Consider the following 2907-nt stretch of genomic DNA (forward strand, 5'->3'; position numbering starts at 1 on the left):
GGCGGTCGCTTGGGAGCCGCCCGCCAGTTCGGCGATATCTTTGATAGTTACGCGTTTGGTTTTCATCAGCACCCGGGAGCCTGAAAGCAAAACGCTTATTCTACCATGCATGGCCGCAGCAGCCAGCGGCAGAATGCCACCGGCGTCGCACCGCTGAAGATGAGCTGCCCCGGATAGCCCGGGAAGAAGCGGCTGCTCATCACCCCCTCGCCATCGTTGATGAAAATCTCCACGCTGGAGCGGTCGATAAAGATCCGCAGGCGTCGCGCCTCGCCGCGCCAGTAGCGGTGATGCATCTCCGCCGTCTGCAGGCCGCGACGCGACAGACGCAGGCCGTCGCGATTGACGGTGAGCTGCAGGGCGCCGGCAAAGTCCAGCCCCAGCGTGCTGTTGGGGGCGATGTCAAAGGCCAGCTCCATCGGGGCGAGGGGCAGGGTCTGCCCGCGCCAGCCCTGGGCTTCCTCGCGCAGAGCGGCCAGCTCGCGCAGCGGACGCTGATACAGAGTGCCAGCCTGCCACTCCAGCTCACGCACGCAGGTCATCTGATGGATCCAGCCCTGCGCGCGGGTGGGCTGATGCATCTCGTCCCCGTCGGGGACGCCCATCCAGCCGACCAGCAGGCGGCGGCCATCATCGGCCTGCATGGTCTGCGGCGCGTAGAACTCAAATCCGCTGTCCAGCTCGTGCAGCGGGCCGTGGTCGAAGATCCCGCGTTTGGCGTCGAAGCTGCCTGCCATCCACACCGCCGGATAGGTATTGAGAAAGCGCTGCGCTTCGCGGGCCAGCCCCTGCGGGCAGCAGATCAGCAGGTGGGTGTCCGCCAGCGGAAAAAGATCCGGGCACTCCCACATGTAGCCGGCGTTCGCCAGGCCGTTCACGTCGTGCCCGGCGATCTCGCCCACCAGGCGCCACTCCCGCAGGTCGCTGGCGGTAAACAGCAGCACTTTGCCGCGCTGTTGCACATCCTGCGCCCCAAGAACCATGTACCAGCGCCCGTCCTGCCGCCACACTTTAGGGTCGCGCACATGGCCGGTATAGCCTTCTGGCAGCGGCAGCACCGGCCCCAGCTTGCGGAAGGTGCCATCAGCATTCTCGGTCGCCAGACATTGCCAGGCGGTGCGCCCGCCGTCGGGGAATTTCACGTTGCCGGTGTAGCACAGAGTCAGGGCGCCCTCGAACTCGACCGCGCTGCCAGAGTAGCAGCCGTTGCGGTCATACTCTTCATCCGGCATCAGGGCGATAGGTTCGTGCCGCCAGTGCAGCAGATCGGCAGAGCTCCAGTGTCCCCAGCACTTATAGGTATGGTCGCAGGCGAGCGGGTTCCACTGATAAAACAGGTGGTAACGCCCGGCGACCTGGCAAAAGCCGTTAGGATCGTTCAGCAGTCCGTTGACCGGCGCCAGATGCCATTGCGGATAATGGCTGTCGGCCAGCGCCTGCGGCTGGCCCTGCATAACGGCCTGCAGGATCGCAGGCAGGCGTGACGGTAATGACATTATTCAGCGTCCGTTTTGTATTTCAGCGTCAGAGAGAGCGCGAAGGCCACGGCGAAGGCGATCGCCATTCCGATAATGTAGTTCAGCAGCGAGCTGGCCTGCACGATAGCCATTCCCGGGATCGCCGTCAGGCCCACCGCGGTCATGTAGACGTGCATCGACACCACCCAGGCGCCGCCGGCGGCACCGCCCACCAGCGCGGCGATAAACGGTTTCACAAAGCGCAGGTTAATCCCGAAGATTGCCGCCTCGGTGATCCCCAGCATCGCCGAAAACGCCGACGGCAGGGTGATGGCTTTTATTTTGGCATCTTTGGTTTTAAACCACACCGCAAAGCAGGCGCCGCCCTGGGCGACGTTGGCCATCGCCCAGATCGGCAGCAGGAAGTTGACGCCAATCGATGGGTTGCCCAGCAGTCCGGCCTCGATGGCATGGAAGCTGTGATGGATACCGGTAATGACGATCACCGAATAGAGGCCGCCGAACAGCAGGCCCGCCAGCCAGCCGGCATGGCTGATAAGCGTGCTGAGGATAAACGAAATGCCGTCGCCGAGCGCGCGACCGGCCGGGCCGATCAGCAGCAGGGCGATAAAGCCGGAGATAATCACCGTCAGGAACGGAGTGAGGATCAGGTCCAGCGCGTCAGGGATCACGCGGCGCAGCCGCTTCTCGACCATGCTCATAAACCACACCGCCAGCAGCACCGGGAAGACGGTGCCCTGGTAGCCGATCATCGCCACTTCGATGCCGAAGAAATTCATGGTGTGGAAGCCGGCGGCGACGCCCCAGGCGTTGGTCAGCGCCGGGTGGGTGAGGATCCCGCCGAGGGTCGCGCCCAGATAGGGGTTACCGCCAAATTCGCGGGCGGCGGTAAAGCCGATCAGGATCGGCAGAATGATAAACGCCGCCGAACTGCACATATCCAGCATGATATAGAGAGCGTTGCTCGGGTCGACCCAACCGTAGGTTTTCACCATCCCCAGCAGGCCCATCAGCAGGCCGGAGGCGACGATGGCCGGAATAATCGGCACGAAGATGTTGGACAGCAGGCGGGCGATGCGCTGGAACGGGTTCAGCTTTTTCGCCGCCAGGTCGGCGGCTTCGGATTTGCTCGATTCGCTGATGCCTGCGGCCTGGATAAAGGCGGCATAGACTTTATTGACCACCCCGGTGCCGAAGATGATCTGCATCTGTCCGGCATTGCGAAAGCAGCCTTTCACCCCGTCGATTTTGCCAATCGCCTGCTGATCGGCGAGCGCGTCGTCGACCAGCACCAGCCGCAGGCGGGTGGCGCAGTGCGCGGCGCTGGCGATATTTTCCTTGCCGCCCAGCAGGGGAAGCAGTGAGCGGGAAATCTGTTCAAAATCCATAGTACCCTCTAAATGCATGATGATATGGCGTGGGCGGGGGC

The 2907-nt window shown here is 63.2% G+C and carries 2 protein-coding genes; both read right to left on the bottom strand.

The window, feature by feature from the left end:
• Positions 1 to 95: 95 nt before the first annotated feature.
• A complete protein-coding gene (locus HMPREF9538_RS04165; RefSeq protein ID WP_009486122.1) occupies positions 96 to 1496 on the bottom strand; it encodes a sucrose-6-phosphate hydrolase in 1401 nt (466 codons plus the stop codon).
• Positions 1496 to 2866: a sucrose-specific PTS transporter subunit IIBC gene (locus HMPREF9538_RS04160; protein ID WP_002892640.1), complete on the bottom strand. Its 1371-nt coding sequence runs from the start codon at positions 2864 to 2866 to the stop codon at positions 1496 to 1498. The genes HMPREF9538_RS04165 and HMPREF9538_RS04160 overlap by 1 nt, the downstream gene beginning before the upstream one ends.
• Positions 2867 to 2907: the final 41 nt, after the last annotated feature.

Origin of the sequence: Klebsiella sp. MS 92-3 (genome assembly GCF_000195655.1) — a bacterium.
GTDB classification, from domain to species: Bacteria; Pseudomonadota; Gammaproteobacteria; order Enterobacterales; family Enterobacteriaceae; genus Klebsiella; species Klebsiella pneumoniae.

What these genes read in the sequence shown, in the direction of transcription:
- HMPREF9538_RS04165 (WP_009486122.1), bottom strand. Translation starts at nt 1,496, where the DNA reads ATGTCATTACCGTCACGCCTGCCTGCGATCCTGCAGGCCGTTATGCAG.
- HMPREF9538_RS04160 (WP_002892640.1), bottom strand. Translation starts at nt 2,866, where the DNA reads ATGGATTTTGAACAGATTTCCCGCTCACTGCTTCCCCTGCTGGGCGGC.